The following is an 18926-nucleotide window of genomic DNA, read 5'->3' as shown; positions in this document are numbered from 1 at the left end:
GGCTGGGCGTTTGCTTCAGATTATTGGGCTTTCCGGCAAGCGACAAGCGCGAACCGCCGACACCTTGGTGGTTCGATGTGCAGCGGCCAAGGCTCCCGTTCCCATGTCGTGATCCGGATGGCGTTCCAGCGCCGTCAGAGGCTCTCGCCACGACGCGGGCAGGGATACGACGATGTTGTCCGGTCTCGATCGGGCCGGAGGGGAGACTTGGCAAGATACGCCTGTCTTGTTGTTGCCGTATTGGCAGCCTGCCCGCGCGGCTGCGGCGTTGTCAATGGCTCATCTCGCTTTGGCGCGTGCGCTGCATCAATTAGGCGACGGCATGCCGGTGACACCCGGCCGCACGGGCCGCGCCTGACGCTTGAATTCGAGGCCGATATGGACGAGCAGCGCCGTGACCACCACCGCGCCGCCTACGATGGTGCGTCCCGACGGCACCTCGGAATGGATGAGCCAGACCCAGATCGGGCCGAGGATCGGCTCGAAGGTGCCGAGGAGTGCCGCGACCGCCGCCGGAACAAGCCGGGCGCCGGTGGCGAAGAAGGCAAGGCCGAGACCCAGATTGACCACGCCGAACGCAAACAGGAAGCCCATGTCGCTGCTGGAAACGCCGAATTGCGATGCCTGGGACGCCGCGAATGCGGCGGCAAGCATCGTGCCGAGGCAGGTCGCTGGCGTCATGCGCACATGGGCAAAGCGCCGCGTGATGACGGTGGCGATCGAAAACATCACCGCGATGAGCAGCGCCAAGCCGTCGCCGATGGGCGACACGGCGCCATCGAGCGATTCCGATACCATGATGGCAACGCCGGCAATGACGGCTGCAATCGCTACCCAGGTCGCCATGCCGACCCGTTCGCGAAACAGCACCCACGCAAACAGCGCTGCCAGCAGCGGCACGCCGGCCTGCATCAAAAGGATGTTGGCGACGGTGGTGTAGGCAAGCGCCACGACAAAGCAAGTCGATGCAGTGGCGAAGCAGAACGCCACGGCAAGGCCGGGCAGGCCCATGCCGCGGAACAGCTTCACCGTGCCGTGCCAGCCGTCGCGCCAGATCATGAAGCAGACCAGGAAGGCGGCGGCCCAGACCGAGCGCCAGAACACCACCGTCCAGCTGTCGCCCGCTTCGATGAAGCGGGCGATGGCGCCGCCGAAACTCCACATCAGCGCCGACAGAAATATCAACAGGAAGCCGACGCGCTCCTCGCGCGGCGAGACGGCAATCGGTGATGATGCGGTATCGGTCATTGGCGCGACTGTCGACGATTTCAGGGCGGCACGATGCGCAACGGACGACAAGAACGTGCTTCATTCGCGTAGCGCAAAGGCAGCGGCGGAGCGTGGTCCACCGGACGGCGACGGTTGTGGCAAAGGCGGCAGTCGGCGATCTGGGGCCTCACTGGAAATCGAAGGCGCTCAGCCCGGTCACCATTTCGTCGAGGCCGAGCGGGCGCGTCACCGGCGGCTCGGCGCGGGCGAGGCAGCCGATGCGCTCACACAGCCGGCAGGCCGGGCCTATCGGTGTGGCCGGATTGATGCCCTGTCCGGCTTTTCCTGTCGTTGCGGCGGCTGGCCCCGGCAGTGCCGTGCCGTAGACGATCTCGTCACGAAAGCCGATGTCGCAGCCGAGCAGAAGCGCGGTACGGCGCGGGCGCTCCGAAAACGAGCCTTGCGGCCCTTCGAGCGTGCGGGCGACGCAGAGGAACTCGGCGCCATCGGGCATTTCCACCGCCTCGACGAAGATCTGGCCGGGCTGGGTAAAGGCGGCATGCACGGGAAGTTTGGGACAGCCGCCGCCGAAGCGGCTTTGCGGAAAACCCTGGCTGCCCGCCTTACGGAAGCGGTTGCCGGCATTGTCGACCTCGAGCATGAAGAACGGCACGCCCGGCGTGCCCGGCCGCTGCAGCATTGTCAGGCGGTTCGCCGCCTGCTCGAAGGAGACGCCGAAGCGCGAGCGCAGCACGTCGATGTCGTACCGCGCGCGGGTCGCGGCCGCATGGAAGGACTGGTAGGGCATCATCAGCGCGTGGGCGGCGTAGCGGCCAAGCTCGAAGCGGGCGAGCCGGCGGGCCTCATCCGTGGTCAGCTTCAGCGCCTGGATCTCGCCTGCCACCGCGACCGTCATGCGGATCAGGCAGGCCTCCATCGCCACCTCGCGCAACTGGTCGAACGGCGACAGGCGCTCGGACAGAAACAGACGCTGCGAGTGGCGGTCGTAACGGCGGCGCCAGTTCGGCATGGTGGCGACCGGCAGCACCTTGACCACGATGCCGTATTCGCGCTTCAGCCAGGCCTTGAGCGCACCGAGCAGATCGTCGCCGGGATCGAGCACCGACGTGAATGCCTCGGCCTCCTCTTCGAGCGCGGCAAAATGGTTCGGCCGGCGCTCGAAAATCTCGTGCACCTCGTCAATCGGCAAGCGGGCGCCGGAGAGCGCCGTCGCTTTGCCGTCACGCGCGAGAAGCTCGTTGAGGTCGGAAAGGCGCTCGGCCTGCTCGCGATAGGCGCGAAACAGTTTTATCACCGCGGCGGAAGCGTTGGGCGCCGCCTCGGCAAGCTCGATCAGCTCCTGGTCTCCAGGCAATTCGCCGACCAGCAGCGGGTCTGAAAACACTTCCTTCAGGGCGGCGACCGACCCCCTCGCCTCGCCCTGCAATTCATGCGGGTCGACCTTGTAGACAGATGCCAGCTTTAGGATCAGCTGGACCGTCAGCGGCCGTTGGTTACGCTCGATGAGATTGAGATAGGACGGCGAGATGCCGAGCCCTTCGGCCATCGCCGTCTGGGTCAGGCCCTTGGCGCTGCGGATACGGCGGATGCGCGGCCCGGCGAAGATCTTTTGATCGGCCACTCGACTGTCCTTGACAGAAATTTACATTGCTTCTGCACGGCGATGTCACGCCGGTCTTTACAATCATGACAAATTTACAGCGCCTGGCTGTCAAACGCAACACAGGTTTTCTCTTATTCCTCAGCCAAATCTACGGTTTTTCTCGCCTGTTTCGCGCCAAAATGTAAATGCTGTCACACCAAAACGGCGCGAAATCTGCATGAGGCGGCGTTCTCTCTCCCAGTAACGATTTATCCGGAGCGACCAATGACCGATTTTTACAACCTCGTCCCCTCGGCGCCGGAAGGCCGCTTCGACGGCATCGAGCGGCCCTATTCGCCGGACGATGTGAAGCGACTGCGCGGTTCGGTCCAGATCCGGCAGAGCCTCGCCGAAATGGGCGCCAACCGGCTTTGGCAGCTCATCCACGAGGAGGACTTTGTCAACGCGCTTGGCGCCATGTCGGGCAACCAGGCGATGCAGCAGGTCCGGGCCGGGCTGAAGGCGATCTACCTGTCTGGATGGCAGGTCGCCGCCGACGCCAACACCGCCTCCGCCATGTATCCGGACCAGTCGCTTTATCCCGCCAATGCCGCGCCCGAACTGGTCAAGCGCATCAACCGCACGCTGCAGCGTGCCGACCAGATCGAGACCTCCGAAGGCAAGGGGCTTTCGGTCGACACCTGGTTCGCGCCTGTTGTCGCCGATGCGGAAGCCGGTTTCGGCGGGCCGCTCAATGCCTTCGAGATCATGAAAGCCTTCATCGAGGCGGGTGCCGCCGGCGTCCACTACGAGGACCAACTGGCGTCGGAAAAGAAATGCGGCCATCTCGGCGGCAAGGTGCTGATCCCGACCGCCGCACACATCCGCAACCTCAACGCCGCGCGGCTTGCTGCCGACGTCATGGGCACGCCGACGCTGGTCGTCGCGCGCACCGATGCGGAAGCGGCAAAGCTGCTCACCTCCGACATCGACGAGCGCGACCAGCCCTTCGTCGACTATGGCGCCGGCCGCACGGTGGAGGGCTTCTATCAAGTCAGGAACGGCATCGAGCCTTGCATTGCGCGGGCCGTCGCCTACGCGCCCTACGCCGACCTGATCTGGTGCGAGACCTCCAAGCCCGATCTGGCGCAGGCCAAGAAGTTCGCCGAGGGCGTGCACAGGCATCATCCCGGCAAACTTCTCGCCTATAATTGCTCGCCGTCGTTCAACTGGAAGAAAAACCTCGACGACGCCACGATCGCCAAGTTCCAGAGGGAGCTCGGCGCCATGGGCTACAAGTTCCAGTTCATCACGCTGGCCGGCTTCCACCAGCTCAATTTCGGCATGTTCGAACTCGCCCGCGGCTACAAGGCGCGGCAGATGGCGGCTTATTCCGAGTTGCAGGAGGCTGAATTCGCGGCGGAAGCCCACGGCTACACCGCGACCAAGCACCAGCGCGAAGTCGGCACCGGCTATTTCGACGCCGTGTCGATGGCGATCACCGGTGGCCGGTCTTCAACCACGGCCATGCATGAATCGACCGAGCACGCCCAGTTCAAACCGGCGGCGGAATAGCAGGAACGCAACGAACAGAGGAACGCCCCCGAAGGGGTATAAATACGCAGAAGGAGAAGACCAATGGCATCGATAAGCCGCGTCAAGGAACGGGCCGAAGAACAGGCCACCACCATGAGCGTCGACCAGCAAGCAACCATCCGCATGCTTGCGAACGACCTGCACAGGCTCAACCAGTCGGTGATGAAGGCGGTCGAGGCCGGTGTGTCGGTTGAGCTCGTGCGCTCGGCACGGCACCATGGCGGCGACGGCAACTGGGGCGATCTGCTGATCCCGGTGATCGTCACGCAGCGGAGCCACGGCTGACCGAAGTCCAAGCAAAGCCTATTGTGGATCCGGAATCACCTGCGCAGTCTCTGCGCAGGTGATTTGCGTTTGCACGGCCAGTTTGCATACGGGCAAAAAACAGAACTTGCTTTAAATTTTAACGTTTCTTGCGATATTCTCGATGTTCGCCATTTCAGCTTGACATAGGCAGCGATCTCACGGCAATTGTCTCTAAAGTTTCAACCCTGCATTGAAACCAGTCGAGTGCCCGCCCCGCTCATGCGCCCCGTGAATCGCGATACCAAGACTGTAAACCACCTGAGTTTGGTGAGCCGGAATGTGGATCCCGAGATGCTCACGGACTTCACCCGCGTGCTCGTCGTCGGAAAGTCGCCGGTCAACCGGGTGGTGGTTTCGAAAATCGTCGAACGATCCGGGCTCAAGCCGATCTCGGAATCGCCCGAGACGGCAGCAACGACGTTGCGATCGCTCATTCCCGGAGCTGTCGTCCTCGACGGCGGCGCGGACAACAAGGACTGCGAAGCGCTGATGTCGGGTATCGACGCGCTGCGACGCACTTCTGGCAAGTCGCTCCCCTCGGTGATCCTGCTTTCGACCAAGAACGGCACACCAGAGAGCCTCGGTCTGTCGAGCGTCGTCGATGCGGTGGTCGTCAAACCGATCACGACCGAACGACTGCAGCCGGTGATCGACCGCCTGGTCGAGCTCGGACGTAACTAGCCAGCACCCGGCCCGACGCCAAGACGATCAGCCGGCTTTCCCGATGTTTTCGATCAGCCGGGGCAGTTCCGAGAGATCGGCTATCTGGCGGAAGCGAGGCGCGGTGACCGGCGGCTCGACATGTTCCAGCACCCAGGTCAATTCATGCGGCACGTGGATGCCCCAACTGCCGGCCTCGATGGCCGGCACCACGTCCGACTTGAGCGAATTGCCGACCATCATGCTTTTTTCGGCGCCGTCCCCGTGGCGGCTGAATATCCTGGTATAAGTGGCGGGGCTCTTGTCGCTGACGATCTCGACGGCGTCGAACAGGTCGCCGAGGCCCGATTGCGCCAGCTTGCGCTCCTGATCGAAGAGGTCGCCCTTGGTGATCAGCACCAGGCGATATGCGCTCGCCAGCTTTTCCACGGTTTCGCGCGCATGGGGCAGCGGCTCGATCGGATGGCCGAGCATCTCGCGGCCTGCGGCAAGAATTTCGGCGATGACCGAGGCCGGCGCCCGGCCCCCGGTAATCTCGATCGCCGTTTCGATCATCGACAGGGTAAACCCCTTGATGCCGAAGCCGTAGACGGCGAGGTTGCGCTTCTCCGCCTCCAACAATCTTGCCGAGATGTGCCCCTCCTCGGCATGATCGGCGAGCAGCGCGGCAAAGCGCCTCTCGGTGATGCGGAAGAACTGCTCATTCTGCCAGAGCGTATCGTCGGCATCGAAGCCGATCGTGGTCAATTCATGATTGTTCTGCATTCGACGTCTTCACCGAGGTCATTTAATTTGCGTCGAACCTAAGCTGCTCGAAGCGGTTTTCAACTGCCAGACGAACGCAGGGCCGGCTCCCCTTCCCTTCCATCACCGCCCACGGCTATACTCCAAAATCCGCAACCCAATCTGGTGAATGATGCCGCCTGCAAAAAAGGAAGTCCGTCCGTCGAGCCGCGGAGGACGTATCCGCACGCCTGCCTTCGTGAAAAATCAGCGCGGCGTGAAGAACTGGAAGGAAGTCAGCGCCTGGCTGGAGTGGCGCGGCATCGAGGATATCGAGTGCATCACGCCCGATCAGGCGGGTGTTGCGCGCGGCAAGATGATGCCGTCGAAGAAATTCACCTCAAACACCTCGCTGGCGCTGCCCTCGGCGGTGTTCATGACGACGATCTCCGGCGGCTATCCGGAGGACGGCAACGGCTTCCACTATCCGGAGGACGACGGTGACCTCAAGCTGATGCCGGATCTTTCGACATTGACCGTGGTGCCGTGGGAAGAGGACCCGACGGCGGCGGTCATCTGCGACCTCGTCCACCAGGACGGCCGCTCGGTCGAGTTCACGCCGCGCAACGTGCTGAAGCGTGTGCTTGCCGCTTACGACAAGCGCGGGCTGAAGCCGGTGGTGGCGCCCGAGATCGAGTTCTACCTCGTGCGCAAGAATCCCGATCCGGACTACCCGCTGACGCCGCCGGTCGGGCGTTCGGGACGAGCGATCGGCGGCGGCGCCGGCTATTCGATCGCCGGCGTCAACGAGTTCGACGAACTGATCGACGACATCTATCATTTCTCCGAAAGCCAGGGCCTGGAAATCGATACGCTGATCCACGAGGAAGGCGCCGGCCAGCTCGAGATCAATCTGCGCCATGGCGATCCGATCGAGCTCGCCGACCAGGTGTTCATGTTCAAGCGCACCATACGCGAGGCAGCGCTGAAGCACGATATCTATGCCACCTTCATGGCCAAGCCGATCCAGGGGCAGCCTGGGTCGGCCATGCATATCCACCAGTCGATCATCGACAAGAAGACCGGCAGGAATGTCTTTTCTGCCGAGGACGGCTCGGAAACCGAGGCCTTCTTTCATTTCATCGGCGGCATGCAGAAACACGTGCCGAACGCGCTGGTGATGTTTGCGCCCTATGTCAATTCCTACCGCCGGCTGACCCAGTCGGCTTCGGCGCCGGTCAACAACAAATGGGGCTACGACAACCGCACCACCGCCTTCCGCGTTCCGCGTTCCGACCCGGCGGCCAGGCGCGTCGAGAACCGCATCCCCTCTTCCGACGCCAATCCCTATCTGGCGCTGGCCGCATCGCTCGCCTGCGGGCTGATCGGCATGACCAACAAGATCAAGGCCGAGCCGCCTGTCCTCACCACCGCCAACGATGCCGAGATCGACCTGCCGCGCAGCCTGCTCGAAGCCGTCGACCTATTGGAAGCCGACGAGGAACTCTGCGCGCTGCTCGGCAAGTCGTTTGCCGCGACCTATGCGGCGATCAAGCGGGCGGAATTCGAGACCTTCATGGAAGTGATCAGCCCGTGGGAGCGGGAGTATCTGCTGCTAAATGTTTAGGGGAGTAGGGGAGTAGGGGAGTAGGGGAGTAGGGGAGTAGGGGAGTAGGGGAGTAGGGGAAATGGCTGAGAAAACGGGTTCCTACAAGGATCTAATTGTTTGGCAGCAGGCAATGGACCTTGCGGTGGCGGTTTACGGCGCGACGAAATCCTGGCCGAAAGAGGAACTTTATGGACTGACCAGCCAAGTGCGGCGCGCTGCAACTTCGGTACCGGCGAACATAGCGGAAGGCTATGGCAGAGAGATCCGAGGCTCCTATCAACAATTTCTCCGTATTGCTCAAGGATCACTGAAAGAACTAGAAACTCAGCTTATGATCGCTGAGCGTATCGGTATCGCACCGAAAGCTACAGCGACTTCATTGTTGTCGAGTACCGAAAGTGTGGGAAAGCTTCTTCGACTTCTAATCCGCAAACTGTCAGCCGAATAGCTTCCCTACTGCCCTACTGCCCTACTGCCCTACTGCCCTACTGCCCTACTGCCCTACTGCCCTACTCGGTCATCATGCCCTACCAATCCCCAATCTCCCCCGGCCGCTCCTGGTACGAGGACACGGCCGGCCCACGGCCCGAATATCCGGCGCTCGACGGCGATCGGACATGCGATGTCGTCATCGTCGGCGGCGGCTTCACCGGCCTGTCGGCGGCGGCGCACCTCGCTAAGGCCGGCAGCAATGTCGTGCTGATCGAAGCGCATCGTTTCGGCGACGGCGCATCGGGCCGCAATGGCGGCCAGCTCGGCACCGGCCAGCGCGCCTGGGCCGAGGAACTGGAAGCGGAATACGGCTTTTCCCGCGCCAAGGCGCTGCTCGACCTCGCCGAAGAGGCCAAGGCGCATCTCTTCGAATTCGCCGCCGTCAACAAGATCGAGATCGACTACATGCCCGGCCAGATGTCGGTGGCGCACAAGCAGCGCTATGTCGACGACTATAAGGCGCATGCCGAGATCATGGCGAACCGCTTCGGCTATCCGCACATCACCTTCATGGACGCGAGGGAGACGGCGGAGCGGTTGGGCTCGACGCGCTACTTCGGCGGCACCCGTGACACCGGCACAGGGCACATCCATCCGCTGAAGCTGGCGATCGGCACGGCAAAGGTGGCGGCGCAGGCGGGCGCGCAGCTGTTCGAGCAGACGCCGGCGACCGGCATCGCGTCCCTTGGCGGCAAGGTGAAAGTGACGACGCCGAAAGGCACGATATCGGCCGAGAAATGTCTGATCGGCGTCAACGCCCATGGCGGCACGCTCGAGCCGATCAGTGCCGCGCACATCATGCCGATCGGCTCCTTCATCGGCGCGACGGTGCCGCTCGGGGCCGACACAAAAGTGCTGCCGGGCGGTGAGGCGGTCGATGATTCCCGCTTCGTCGTGCGCTACTTCCGCAAATCGACGGATGGGCGGCTGCTGTTCGGCGGGCGCGAGATCTACGCCGTCAACGATCCGAAAGACATCCATGTCCACATCCGCCGGCAGATCGCCGAGCTTTACCCTGACCTCAGGGATGTCGAGATATCCCATGGTTGGGGCGGCTATGTCGGCATCACGATGCCGAGAAAACCCTTTGTGCGCGAGGTGATGCCCAATGTGATCTCGGTGGGAGGCTATTCCGGCCACGGCGTCATGCTGTCGAACTTTTTCGGCAAGCTCTATGCCGAAACCGTTGCCGGCAACCGGGACCGGCTGAGGCTGATCGAGGATCTAAAAATCCCGGCCTTTCCCGGTGGCCGTCGCTTCCGCGCACCCCTGCTCTTTCTTGCGCTCAATTGGTATGCCTTGAGGGACCGGATCTAACCACAGGTTGCAGAATCCCTCGCGAACATGCAGAATCCCGTGCAAGGGCGCAGTGATGCCACAATCGCAGGCAAAAGATGAGGGCCGTGGGCAGTTAAACGGGGGAATTTGCGGGCCTGCCCGCTTTTTGGTTTTGGGACCGATCTAACGCCGGTTTTCCGATTGAACGTCGGCCCGCAAATGGAGGTTGCAAGAGTGAGAGAGCCCTTCAGTTTCGGCGCGCCGGAACGACGGCGCTTTGCGATGCAGTTTGGCTACGACATGAGGCCCAGGTTTTGGCAGAAAGTCCGGTCGAACTTGCATCTGGTAATCGCCGCGCTTGGCACAGCAGCGCTGCTTGGCGTGGCCGCGGTGGCGCTATGGCTGGCATTGCCGGCCAATGAGAGACAAGCTGTCGCGAGCCCCGAGCAGATCGTTCCAATCGTTCCGGTAAAAACGACGAAGATCGTGCCGGCGGCTGCCTCGACGGTCGCCGCGGTGCAGCCGGCCACGGGCAAGGCCGATGCGGTTTCGCCGGCGGTGGTTGCGGCTGAGGCCGAGATACCGGCGCTGGCGCCCAATGATCCTCGCTGGACAGGATCGAGGCAGAAGACCGCATCCGGCCAGATGGCGGGCCAAGTCGAACCAACGGCAGACAAGCCGTCCACTGCGGCGGCATTCGCCGATCCGGCAGCGAAAAACAAAGCCGCAGCATTGCTTGCCAAAGTCGCGGCTCCCAACAAGACGGCGCCGGACGGTGCGCAAACCGCCGCCATTCCCACTGCTAAGCCGCAATTGCCGGCGGCCACGCAGAACGATGGCACCCAAGCCAAGGTCGAGGCCAAGAAAGTGAGCGCGGCAGACACCGGACGCATCCTAAGGGCCGTCACCATGCGCACCGGACCGAAGAAGAATGCGGCCCCCATAGTCACCGTTCCCGCCAAGACGTCGGTTCAGGTGATGGGCTGCAAGAAATGGTGCCAGATCGTCTACAACGGCAAACGCGGCTGGATCTACAAGAGCTTTATCAAGACTGGCGCGTAGGGCTGGTCGGGCTCAGATGGCTTCCGTACTATGGTTGGCGGCCGAGCAGACGCCGAAAGCGTTGCCATCGTCTGGCATGCCTGCGTTCCCTGACATGGCTGCGATGCTCTTCGAACGGCACTTCGAACAGACCGCACGTATCGCAGCCTTCCCGCTTGCCGCAGACGGGAACCCAGCATTTGACGTCGTGCTTCCAGGCCAGCGCGATCCTCTCTAGGTGAAGACGGGACGAGCTCTTGAGTAAAATGAGCTCACCGGCGACGGCCGTCCGCTTGATGTGGTCCGAGACCTCCTTGGGCATACGCAATTCGTGAAAGCGGCCGGCGTCACGATCGTCTTGCCCGGCTCCAGAGCGATGCGCATTGTCGCCGACATAGATGACCTGGTCTGCGATTTCTCGCGCCGTCTTGTAGGCGTAATGGTATTTTCTGGTCGAGCCCGCATAGTCTGAAATCTGCCCCAGAACGATGCGCTTCCGCTCGACAGTGGCCTTGGCCATCATGTCGAACGCAAGATTGATCGAATGCCAGGGCGACTTGGCGGCGTCGACGATGAATTGCGGACCGCCATTGGTGATGAGCACCTGGCATCGATTTGGCAGCGGCTGGAATGTCGCCACCCTTGCCGCCACTTTTTCGGGAGGAACGCCAAGCTCCAGCGCTACGCTGACTGCTGCGGCGGTCGGCAGCCAAAAATGTTCGGCTGGGAACGGCGTCTTCAGCTCTAGCACGCCGCCACGCCAATGGACGGCCAGCGCCAGCCTATCCGGATAGGCGGCATGGACATTAGTCACGCGGTAGTCGGCCTGTTCCGACAGGCCGAAAGTGACGACGCGATGCGGAGTGGCGGAAGCCATGCCGATCACATGGGGATCATCCGCATTGAGCAGAGCGAAGCCGCCCGGCTGCAGCGCATCGACCAATGCGCGCTTTTCCCCGGCGACGTTCTCCAGGGTCCTGAAAGCTGTAAAATGTTCGAGGCGAACCATGGTGACCACAGCCACATGCGGCTGCAACATATCCGCCATCGGCTTGAGCGTATCGGGCCCATGGGCTCCGGCTTCGAAAACGACGTAGTCGACCTCACCATCAGTCTTCATGCGCTTGTAAAGCGTGCTTACCAGCGACTTGATCGTGTTGGCGAGAACCTGTGCATAGACTGAGCCATGGCTGGCCAGTATGTGTCCGAGCAAACTCGCTGCCGTCGACTTACCCGAACTGCCGGTAATGCCGATGAAAGTCGCGCTGCTTTTTGCCCGAGCGCGTCTTGCTTTATAGACTCTGAGACGTTGCCCCAGGTCTTCGCGAACTTTCCGCAATCTAGCGTTCATCGCGCCACCAAACCCCCACCCTATTGCCGTCTTATGCCTTTCGCTGGATGGTCAAGTCAATTGAAGCCAGGCATGTTGAAGCCCGATATGGCCGGAGGGCTCAGATGCAACGTCCACCATCGACCTCCAACGCCACGCCGGTGATGAAAGCCGCCTCGTCCGACGCCAGCCAGAGCGCCGCGTTGGCTATGTCGAGCGGCGTCGAAAGCCGGCCAAGCGGGATCGACGCGCGAAATTTCTCGCGGATTTCCGGCGTGTCGGCGCCCATGAATTTTCCCAGCATGCCGGTCTCGCCGGCGACCGGACACAGGCAGTTGACGCGGATGTTCTTGGGCGCGAGCTCCACCGCCATCGACTTGGTCGCGGTGATCGCCCAGCCCTTCGACGCGTTGTACCAGGTAAGGCCGGGCCGCGGCCTGATGCCGGCCGTCGAGGCCGTGGTCAGGATGACGCCGCCGCCCTGCCGATCCATGATCGGCACGACCGCCAGAGCGGCGTGGTAGATCGCCTTCATGTTGACAGCCGTGATCAGGTCGAAGGTCGTCTCGTCGACATCCAGCATGTCGCCGTTGCGATGGGTGTAGCCGGCATTGTTGACCATGATGTCGATGCGGCCGAAGGCACTCTTTGCCGCATGGACCATCTCGTCGAACTCGGAACGCGACGAGACGTCGGTCTGGGTCCAGATCGCCGCGCGGCCGATCTCGTTGGCGACGCGTTCGGCGCCCTTGGCGTTGAGGTCGGCGACAACGACCTTGGCGCCCTCTTCGGCAAAACGCTTGGCCATGCCTTCGCCGAAACCTGACGCGGCACCGGTGATGATGGCAACTTTGTTTTCCAGGCGCATGGCTTTCTCACTCATAATTGAAGACGGTCGCTCGGCCGGCCGCCGGCGATGGCCGCCGAAAGATCAATATACGCTCGATTTCTCCTTTGGCTTTCGCCTCGATCCCACTCTATGCTGCATCTGCGAAGGCCTCCCGGAACCACCTCGCCGACAAGCGTCCGGGTTGCGCCAGTGTCAAGGGCACACATCATGACCACTCGGCAAAGGCCGATTGGTCCTGGGGTGTGACGCCGTGGCACTGGAAAATCTAAATCGATTAGATTATATCAGCCGCGTCACAGCGACCGGCGTCAAAGCGGACAGACCATGACCAGCCAGATCATTCCCGTCGACCCGTTCGACTTCATCATTTTCGGCGGCACCGGCGATCTGTCGGAACGCAAGCTTTTGCCGTCGCTCTACCATCGCCAGCGCGACCATCAGTTTTCCGAACCGACGCGCATCATCGGCACGTCGCGCTCGAAAATGACCGACGAGGAATTTCGGGATTTCGCCAGGCAGGCGATTTCCGACCATGTGAGACCGGCCGATATCGACGCCGCGGAGCTGAAGACGTTCCTTGCCCGGCTTTCCTACGTCTCGGCCGATGCGACCACTGGCGCGGGCTTCGACAAATTGAAGAAGGCGATCGGCGAAAGCGAATGCATCCGCGCCTTCTACCTGGCAGTCGCGCCGGCGCTGTTCGGCGACATCTCGCACAAGCTGAAAGAGAACGGGCTGATCACGCCGAACTCGCGCATCGTGCTGGAGAAACCAATCGGGCGCGATCTCGCCTCGGCGCGCGCGCTCAACGATCTGGTCGGCGATGATTTCCATGAAAGCCAGATCTTCCGCATCGACCACTATCTCGGCAAGGAGACGGTGCAGAATCTGATGGCGCTGCGCTTTGCCAACGCGCTCTACGAGCCGCTGTGGAATTCCGCCAATGTCGACCATGTCCAGATCACCGTCGCCGAGACGGTCGGCCTCGAGGATCGCGTCACCTATTACGACAAGGCCGGCGCGTTGCGCGACATGGTGCAGAACCACATGCTGCAGCTTCTCTGTCTCGTCGCCATGGAGGCACCGTCGTCGATGGATGCCGATGCCGTGCGCGACGAAAAGCTGAAAGTGTTGCGCGCGCTGAAACGCATCAACGGCAACGAAGCGCCCAAGCACACGGTGCGCGGGCAGTACCGTGCCGGGGCCTCGGCCGGCGGGCCGGTGAAAGGCTATGTCGAGGAGCTCGGCAAGAACAGCAACACCGAGACCTTCGTTGCGCTCAAGGCCGAAATCGGCAACTGGCGCTGGGCGGGCGTGCCGTTCTACCTCAGGACGGGCAAGCGGCTGGCGACCCGCGTCTCGGAGATCGTCATCGAATTCAAGCCGATCCCGCACTCGATCTTCGGCGACAGCGCCGGACCGATCTCCGCCAACCAGCTGGTCATCAGGCTGCAGCCCGACGAAGGCGTCAAGCAGTTCATCATGATCAAGGATCCGGGGCCGGGCGGCATGCGGCTGCGCCAGATCCCGCTCGACATGAGCTTCGCGCAATCCTTCGATGGCCGCGCGCCCGATGCCTATGAGCGCCTGATCATGGATGTCATCCGCGGCAACCAGACGCTGTTCATGCGCCGCGACGAGGTCGAGGCGGCGTGGAAATGGATCGACCCGATCCAGGATGCCTGGGAAAGCGGAAGGCAAGAGGCACAGGGCTACACGGCCGGCACATGGGGCCCCTCGGCCTCGATTGCGCTGATCGAACGCGACGGGCGGACATGGCACGAGAGCAATTGAACAGCGCCGCCTACAACTGGCACGCGTTTGCCGGACGCCAGGACCTGGCGGCAGCACTTGCCGGCCATGTCGCAGGCCGCCTGACCAATGCAATCGCTGAGCGCGGCACAGGGCTGCTCGCTGTTTCCGGCGGCACGACGCCGGCGAGATTTTTCGCATCGCTTTCGAATATCCCGATCGCCTGGAACAAGGTGACGGTGACGCTGGTCGACGAGCGTTGCGTGCCGGCCTCCTCTCCGCGCTCCAACGCCGGGCTGGTCGCCGCTAATCTCTTGCAAAACGCGGCTGCAGCCGCACGTTTCGTGCCGCTCTACGAAGAGGTAGCAAGCGTTGGCGATACGTCGGAGTCCGATAGCAGGATGTTGCGGTCGCTGCCCTGGCCGCTCGATGTAGTCGTGCTTGGCATGGGAACCGATGGCCATACCGCATCGTTCTTTCCTGACGCCGACAATCTGGAAAAACTGCTCGATCCGTCCTCGGAAAGGGTCGTGCTCCCGGTTCACGCGGCAAGCGCCGACGAGCCGCGCCTGACGCTGTCGCTGGCGCGGATCGTCGAAGCCGGCTTCATCGCGCTGCATATCGAGGGCGAGGACAAGCGCAAGACATTCGAGAGCGCGATGGCATCGGCAACACAAAAGCCCATTCGCGCCGTGCTCGACGCAGCCGAGAGGCCCGTAGAGGTTTTCTGGGCACCCTGATTTCAACTTGCCGAGGGTCCCGGCAGATAGCCGGAAGGTGTTTGCGGGACCTCGCCTGAAAGGACCGACGTCATGACCGCGAGACGCGACATCGAAGCCATCACCGAGCGCATCCGCCAACGCTCCAGACCTGGTCGCGAGGCCTATCTCGGCCGCATCGCCGAGGCCTCGAACCGCACTGCCAACCGGGCCGTGCTTTCCTGCGGCAACCTCGCCCATGGCTTTGCCGTCTGCAGCCCTTCGGAGAAGGTGGCACTTGGCGGCGACCGAGTGCCGAACCTCGGCATCATCACCTCCTATAACGACATGCTGTCGGCGCATCAGCCTTTCGAGACCTTTCCGGCGCTGATCAAGGACGCGGCGCGCGAGGCCGGCGGCATTGCCCAGGTCGCCGGCGGCGTGCCGGCGATGTGCGACGGCGTCACGCAGGGCCAGCCCGGCATGGAGCTGTCGCTGTTCTCGCGCGACGTGATCGCCATGGCCACGGCGATCGGCCTGTCGCACAACATGTTCGACGCGGCCGTCTATCTAGGCGTCTGCGACAAGATCGTGCCGGGGCTGGTAATCGCAGCCCTGACTTTCGGCCATCTGCCGGCGGTGTTCATCCCAGCCGGGCCGATGACGACGGGCCTGCCCAATGACGAGAAGGCCAAGGTCCGCCAGCTCTATGCCGAAGGCAAGGCAGGAAGGGCCGAACTGCTCGAGGCCGAGTCCAAATCCTATCACGGACCAGGCACCTGCACCTTCTACGGCACGGCGAACTCCAACCAGATGCTGATGGAGATCATGGGCCTGCACACGCCAGGCGCCTCCTTCGTCAACCCCGGCACGCCGTTGCGCGACGCGCTGACCCGAGAGGCGACGAAGCGGGCGCTGGCGATCACCGCGCTCGGCAACGCCTACACGCCGGTCGGCCGGATGATCGACGAGCGCTCGATCGTCAACGGCATCGTCGGCCTGCACGCCACCGGCGGATCGACCAATCACACCATCCATCTGATCGCCATGGCGGCCGCGGCCGGCATCGCCATCACCTGGCAGGATATTTCGGACCTTTCGGAAGCCGTGCCGCTGCTGGCGCGGGTCTATCCGAACGGCCTTGCCGACGTGAACCATTTCCATGCGGCCGGCGGGCTCGGCTTCCTGATCCGCGAACTGCTCGACGAAGGCATCCTGCACGAGGACGTCCAGACGGTCTGGGGCGAAGGGCTGCGTCCTTATGCGGTCGAAGCAAAGCTCGGCGCCGATGGCGGCGTGGTGCGCGAGGCCTCACCCCGCGAAAGCGGCGACGAGAAGGTGCTGGCGCCGTTCAAGAAGGCGTTCCAGCCGACGGGCGGACTGAAAATGCTCTCGGGCAATCTCGGCCACGCCGTCATCAAGACTTCCGCCGTGAAACCGGAGCGGCGCATCATCGAGGCGCCGGCAAAGGTTTTCGACAGCCAGCAAGGGCTCAACGAGGCGTTCAAGGCAGGCACATTGACCGGCGATTTCATCGCCGTCATCCGCTTCCAGGGGCCGAAAGCCAATGGCATGCCGGAGCTGCACAGGCTGACCACCGTGCTCGGCGTCCTGCAGGATCGCGGCCAGCATGTGGCGCTGGTCACCGACGGGCGCATGTCGGGCGCGAGCGGCAAGGTGCCGGCGGCCATCCACGTGACGCCGGAAGCGGTCGAGGACGGGCCGATCGCCAGGATCCATGAGGGCGATATCATCAGGCTCGACGCCGAGGCCGGAACGCTGGAAGTGCTGGTGCCGGCCGGCGATTTCGCACTGCGACGGGCGGCGGACAGCGATCTTATCGCCAATGAATTCGGCTTCGGCCGCGAGCTTTTCGCTGGGTTCCGGCAAATGGTCGGCCGTGCCGATCACGGCGCCAGCGCCTTCGGAAACAACGTGGCGGAACTCGCACTGCAGTGAAAAAAGGGCGGCGCAATGCCGTGGCTGGCGGGCCGCCCTTTTGCCGGCGTCGAATTACGTCCCTACTGCACCGTCAGCTGGGCTCGCTCGCCGGCCTTGATCGTCACTGTGCTTTCCCTTGAGCTGTTGTCCAACTTCTCCGAGACGACAGCGTAGTCGCCGGCCGGCAGCGCCGCCTGATACTTCTCGTCATAGGCGTAACCGAGCGATTTGCGGTTGCCGTTGACGTCCTTCTTCGGATCGAAAATCTCGATCTTCGAGGCCCCTGGCGCGGTGATCGCCAGTACGCCCGCATTGATGGCGATTTTCAGATCCTGATGCTCACCGAGCTTGACGCTGAACGGCTGCTCGGCGACGGCGAGGTCGACCGTCGCCATCAACACATAGTCATCGGGCGGCAGATCGAACTTGCTGTCGGGACCATAGGCATAAGTCACCTCTTCCCTCGTTCCGTCGATCTTCTTTTTTGCCTTGAACACCTTGAAGCCGATGCCCGAACCGTCGGCCTTGTCGCCGCCGGCGACATAGTAGGCGTTGGCGACGACGTGGCCGACGCCGACGATGATATCCTTGTCGATGACCCTGCCGGCCGTGAGCGAGATGGTTTCGGTAACCTCGCCCTGCCCAATCGTGACCGTCACTTTCTGGTCGCCGGCCGGCAACACGACTTTCGTGTCGCCATAATAAGTCGGGGGCGTATCGACGCCCGGATAGGCGATCACGACAGCTGCGCCATCGGCCACATCCGCTCCCTCACTTGGCCGCGGGTGAATGATGAGCGTGCCGGCATTCAGCGCGAAGAGAGGCTTATAGACCTGCCCCGCCTCGACCTTGAGCTTCTGTTCGGTCCTGGCCTCGCCATCGCGTGCGACAATTATGTAGTCGTCGGGTTCCAGATTGCCCTTGTAGGCGCCGTATTCGGTGGTGACGTAATCGCCGCGCGTGCCGTCGGAGCTCGCCTTGTAGATCTCCCAGGAATTGCCGTCGGTGACGGGATCGCCACCCTCGGCTAGCACCACGGTCGGCACGAAGTTGAACTCTGGCTTTTCCGGCTCGAGAGCCGGCGCCGGTTGCGGCGCAGGCGCTGGTTCGGGCGCCGGTGCAGGCGCGGCGGCGATAGTTTCGACCAATGCGTTCTGTAGCGCTTGCTCGTCGGACGCCTGGATGTATTTGCCGCCGGTGTTGTCGGCGAGGCAAGCGACCTGCCTGCCCTCGTCCGCGGTCAGGCCGAAGCCGACGACGTCGACGGTGAAGTCGACACCGGCAGCCTTCAGCTCCTTGCCGAGCGCGCACGGGTCGCCATTGCAGGTCTCAAGCCCGTCGGTGATCAGGATGACGGTGGCCTTGTCCTCGGCGTATTTCAGCGCCTCGGCCGCCTGCTTGACGGCTGATGTCAGCGGCGTCTTGCCGATAAATTTCAGGCTGTCGGCGGCAGCGGAAACAGCACCTGCCGAGCCGGCCTGCGGCGGCACGATGAGCTCGATGTCCTCGCAACTGCCCTTCTCGCGATGACCATAGGCCATGAAGCCGATTTCCTTGTCGGCGGGGACCGACTGCAGCACGCTTCGGAGCGATTCGCGGGCGATTTCGAGCTTGGGCTTGCCGTCGATCTGCGCCCACATGGAGCCGGAAGCGTCGAGAACGATGACGACACGGTCGGCGGCAAGGCCGGGCGTCGTCATCCACAACAGGAGGATCGCCGCGGCGAGGCTCCGTGCAAGTCCCGCCATGAAAATCTCCCCCAGTCAGTCACCGTCAGTTCCGGGAAGCTATTTGACGCGGCACTAGGACACAAGCCCGGACGCAGGGTGTGGGAGGGT

16 protein-coding genes are annotated in these 18926 nt (G+C 62.9%); 10 read left to right on the top strand and 6 right to left on the bottom strand.

Going from position 1 to position 18926, the window contains the following annotated elements:
* Nucleotides 1-306 precede the first annotated feature (306 nt).
* On the bottom strand, nucleotides 307-1248 hold the full coding sequence (locus tag CIT25_RS05445; RefSeq protein ID WP_095483545.1) for a DMT family transporter: 942 nt from the start codon (nucleotides 1246-1248) through the stop codon (nucleotides 307-309).
* Between the two features lie 148 nt (nucleotides 1249-1396).
* Nucleotides 1397-2851, bottom strand: a complete 1455-nt coding sequence (locus CIT25_RS05440; RefSeq protein WP_095483544.1) for a helix-turn-helix domain-containing protein — start codon at nucleotides 2849-2851, stop codon at nucleotides 1397-1399.
* 246 nt (nucleotides 2852-3097) lie between these two features.
* On the opposite strand from CIT25_RS05440, the gene aceA reads away from it, so the two are divergent.
* The 3 genes from aceA (at nucleotide 3098) to CIT25_RS05425 (ending at nucleotide 5395) form a co-directional block, all read left to right on the top strand.
* Nucleotides 3098-4387 (top strand): isocitrate lyase, encoded by a 1290-nt coding sequence (aceA, locus tag CIT25_RS05435; RefSeq protein ID WP_095483543.1) that lies wholly within the window; start codon nucleotides 3098-3100, stop codon nucleotides 4385-4387.
* Between the two features lie 63 nt (nucleotides 4388-4450).
* The gene (locus tag CIT25_RS05430; RefSeq protein ID WP_095483542.1) at nucleotides 4451-4693 is read left to right on the top strand and encodes an SMc00767 family acetate metabolism repressor; all 243 of its coding nucleotides are present in this window, start codon (nucleotides 4451-4453) and stop codon (nucleotides 4691-4693) included.
* A 312-nt stretch (nucleotides 4694-5005) separates the two neighbouring features.
* Complete coding sequence (locus CIT25_RS05425; protein ID WP_245329768.1) at nucleotides 5006-5395, top strand: response regulator; 390 nt, start codon at nucleotides 5006-5008, stop codon at nucleotides 5393-5395.
* Between the two features lie 27 nt (nucleotides 5396-5422).
* On the opposite strand, the gene CIT25_RS05420 is transcribed toward CIT25_RS05425, so the two are convergent.
* Nucleotides 5423-6139, bottom strand: a complete 717-nt coding sequence (locus tag CIT25_RS05420) for an HAD family hydrolase (protein ID WP_095483540.1) — start codon at nucleotides 6137-6139, stop codon at nucleotides 5423-5425.
* A 148-nt stretch (nucleotides 6140-6287) separates the two neighbouring features.
* Here CIT25_RS05420 and CIT25_RS05415 point away from each other — a divergent pair, with 148 nt between their 5' ends.
* From CIT25_RS05415 to CIT25_RS05400, 4 genes are all read left to right on the top strand, one after another.
* Nucleotides 6288-7724, top strand: coding sequence for a glutamine synthetase family protein (locus tag CIT25_RS05415; RefSeq protein ID WP_164547036.1), 1437 nt, complete (start codon nucleotides 6288-6290; stop codon nucleotides 7722-7724).
* 61 nt (nucleotides 7725-7785) lie between these two features.
* Entirely contained in the window at nucleotides 7786-8154 is a 369-nt protein-coding gene (locus CIT25_RS05410) for a four helix bundle protein (protein ID WP_095483539.1), read from the top strand.
* Nucleotides 8155-8228: 74 nt separating this feature from the next.
* The gene (locus tag CIT25_RS05405) at nucleotides 8229-9515 is read left to right on the top strand and encodes an NAD(P)/FAD-dependent oxidoreductase (RefSeq protein WP_095483538.1); all 1287 of its coding nucleotides are present in this window, start codon (nucleotides 8229-8231) and stop codon (nucleotides 9513-9515) included.
* A gap of 195 nt (nucleotides 9516-9710) precedes the next feature.
* Nucleotides 9711-10538: an SH3 domain-containing protein gene (locus CIT25_RS05400; protein ID WP_167391035.1), complete on the top strand. Its 828-nt coding sequence runs from the start codon at nucleotides 9711-9713 to the stop codon at nucleotides 10536-10538.
* A 28-nt stretch (nucleotides 10539-10566) separates the two neighbouring features.
* Here the strand turns inward: CIT25_RS05400 and CIT25_RS05395 are convergent, their stop codons facing one another.
* Nucleotides 10567-11868 carry a Mur ligase family protein gene (locus CIT25_RS05395; protein WP_095483536.1) on the bottom strand — a complete coding sequence of 434 codons (1302 nt, stop codon included), beginning with the start codon at nucleotides 11866-11868 and terminating at the stop codon, nucleotides 10567-10569.
* Nucleotides 11869-11968: 100 nt separating this feature from the next.
* Complete coding sequence (locus CIT25_RS05390; protein WP_095483978.1) at nucleotides 11969-12715, bottom strand: SDR family oxidoreductase; 747 nt, start codon at nucleotides 12713-12715, stop codon at nucleotides 11969-11971.
* Between the two features lie 306 nt (nucleotides 12716-13021).
* On the opposite strand from CIT25_RS05390, the gene zwf reads away from it, so the two are divergent.
* The 3 genes from zwf to edd all read left to right on the top strand — a co-directional run bounded on the left by zwf (nucleotide 13022) and on the right by edd (nucleotide 17106).
* On the top strand, nucleotides 13022-14491 hold the full coding sequence (zwf, locus tag CIT25_RS05380; protein ID WP_095483534.1) for a glucose-6-phosphate dehydrogenase: 1470 nt from the start codon (nucleotides 13022-13024) through the stop codon (nucleotides 14489-14491).
* A complete protein-coding gene (gene pgl / locus CIT25_RS05375) occupies nucleotides 14473-15189 on the top strand; it encodes a 6-phosphogluconolactonase (RefSeq protein WP_095483533.1) in 717 nt (238 codons plus the stop codon). The genes zwf and pgl overlap by 19 nt, the downstream gene beginning before the upstream one ends.
* Nucleotides 15190-15261: 72 nt before the next feature.
* Entirely contained in the window at nucleotides 15262-17106 is a 1845-nt protein-coding gene (gene edd / locus CIT25_RS05370) for a phosphogluconate dehydratase (RefSeq protein WP_095483532.1), read from the top strand.
* Between the two features lie 62 nt (nucleotides 17107-17168).
* Here the strand turns inward: edd and CIT25_RS05365 are convergent, their stop codons facing one another.
* A complete protein-coding gene (locus CIT25_RS05365; RefSeq protein WP_095483531.1) occupies nucleotides 17169-18836 on the bottom strand; it encodes a vWA domain-containing protein in 1668 nt (555 codons plus the stop codon).
* Between the last annotated feature and the right edge of the window lie 90 nt (nucleotides 18837-18926).

Origin of the sequence: Mesorhizobium mediterraneum, from assembly GCF_002284565.1 — a bacterium.
Taxonomy (GTDB): domain Bacteria; phylum Pseudomonadota; class Alphaproteobacteria; order Rhizobiales; family Rhizobiaceae; genus Mesorhizobium; species Mesorhizobium mediterraneum.
Note: the sequence above shows the minus strand (reverse complement) of the source record. Positions and strands in the feature narration are given on the sequence as shown.